Annotated in this window: 2 protein-coding genes; one reads left to right on the forward strand and one right to left on the reverse strand. The window is 68.9% G+C overall.

What is annotated here, in order from left to right:
* On the reverse strand, nt 1-696 hold a 696-nt coding region (locus tag D7231_RS34825; protein ID WP_147449888.1), incomplete at its 3' end, for an MFS transporter.
* A 214-nt stretch (nt 697-910) separates the two neighbouring features.
* On the opposite strand from D7231_RS34825, the gene D7231_RS36740 reads away from it, so the two are divergent.
* Nucleotides 911-1335 (forward strand): TetR/AcrR family transcriptional regulator (locus D7231_RS36740; protein ID WP_158673897.1); only part of this gene is annotated, 425 nt, incomplete at its 3' end.

A 1335-nucleotide genomic window follows, 5' to 3' on the forward strand; every position in this document is an offset into this window, starting at 1 on the left:
GGCCGCGGTGGTCCAGAAGCAGTTGAACGCGGCGTAGATGCACGCGCCGATGAACGCTCGCCTGCGCAGGACGGGTTCGGCCGCAGCCACCGAGACGATGGCGCGCATCTGCTTGCGGTAGGTCAGCTTCAGGTCCGGGGCCCGGTCGCCCAGCAGGCGGTAGAGCACGGCGGCGGCCAGCAGCATGAACACGCCGGCCAGGGCGTAGACCGCGCGCCAGCTCAGGGCCTGGGAGACCAGCCCGGCGAAGGTGCGCGAGAGCAGAACGCCCAGCAGCATGCCGGAGAGCAGCATGCCGATGACGCGGTTGCGCGACTCGTCCGAGGCAACGCCCGCGGCGAAGGGGACGAGGACCTGCACGACGACCGAGGTGACGCCCACCACGGTCGCCGCGATCAGCAGCACCGTGACGTTGGGGGCCGCGGCGCTGAGGGCCAGCGCGGCGGCGTCGGCTATCAGCAGCCCGCACACCAGCGGCCGGCGGCGGACGATGTCGCCCAGCGGCACGATCAGGACGAGGGCGACGGCGTAGCCGAGCTGGGTGGCGGTCACGATGGCCCCGGTGCTCGCCTCGGAGACGCCGAAGCTCTCCGAGATGGCGTGCAGGAGGGGCTGTGTGTAGTACAGGTTCGCGACGGTCAGGCCGCACGCCAGGGTCAGCAGCCAGACGAAGCGACGGGACGGGGTTTCCTGCATGCCGGGTCTTCCTTCGGAGAGCAACGGGTGAGCCGGACGAAGGAGGCGAACCAAACGGTCCAACTGACGAGTCCAACCTGCCGGTCAAACCAAACAGTTGGTCGCGTAAGCTCATGAAACCTCATGGCTTCGCGCCTGGCAAGCCTCGATCGGAGGAGAAGTGCGTTGGCTTCTGTGAATTCTGAGTCTTCGTCAGAAATGAGGGGTATCTGAGATGGCAGCCCCCGACACCAAGGCCCGCATCATGGCAGCGGCCCTGGAGGAGTTCGCCGAGCACGGCGTCTCCGGCGCCCGCGTGGATCGCATCGCCCGCAATGCGAAAGCGAACAAGGAGTCCATCTACCGCTACTACGGCCTCAAGGAGGAGCTGCTGGAGCAGGTGCTGGGCGAGTACCTGCGCACCAACGGCGACAACGTCAGCCCCGAGGCGAACGCGCTGGACGAGTACGTGGCCGGCCTCTTCCGGCACTACCAGCACGACCCCCGCTACCTGCGGCTGTGCCTGTGGGAGGGCATGGAGCGCGTCGGCCTGCGGGAGAACCCCGCCCTGGCCGAGCGCCGGGCGCACTTCGCGGAGAAGCTGGAGGCGGTGCGCTCCTCCCAGGCGGACGGCACGGTGGACCCCGGGCTCGACCCCCG

The sequence above is a fragment of the Streptomyces klenkii genome (assembly GCF_003626645.1).
GTDB lineage: Bacteria > Actinomycetota > Actinomycetes > Streptomycetales > Streptomycetaceae > Streptomyces > Streptomyces klenkii.